The following is a 439-nucleotide window of genomic DNA, read 5'->3' as shown; positions in this document are numbered from 1 at the left end:
GATATTCTTGACCGTGATATATATCGTCATGGGCGAGTGATTAAACGTCGCGACCGAAATGGGATTATTGCCATCGAAATCGATGACCGCCTTATTCATCTAGTACACGATACGCGAGAGATTTTATCAATCGTTACTCGCCATCGTTAATCCTGTCAAAAGCCGCTTAGCGGCTTTTTTTAGCTGTTTCATACCCAGTTCAGAAAAACTTGCTACGCTTAATTGGGACTAACAAAAGGAGCACTCGTATGAAAGCATTGTTAACAGTTGCAGTGATTGGTTTAAGCCTAGTGACGGCTGGCGCACTTGCAAAAGACAAGGATAAGGACAAAGGTAAAAGTCTGCCACCTGGCCTTGAAAAGAAACTTGATAGTGGTGGTGATTTACCACCCGGTTGGCAGAAGAAATTACGCAAAGGCGATATTCTTGACCGTGATAT

The 439-nt window shown here is 43.3% G+C and carries 1 pseudogene; it reads left to right on the top strand.

The window, feature by feature from the left end:
- Nucleotides 1-248: 248 nt before the first annotated feature.
- Nucleotides 249-439: pseudogene (locus CWC02_RS20300) on the top strand (hypothetical protein); the annotation flags it as partial.

The organism is Pseudoalteromonas sp. S2721, from assembly GCF_005887425.1.
GTDB lineage: Bacteria > Pseudomonadota > Gammaproteobacteria > Enterobacterales > Alteromonadaceae > Pseudoalteromonas > Pseudoalteromonas simplex.
The sequence above is the reverse complement of the archived record's forward strand: the minus strand, read 5'-3'. Positions and strand labels throughout refer to the sequence as shown.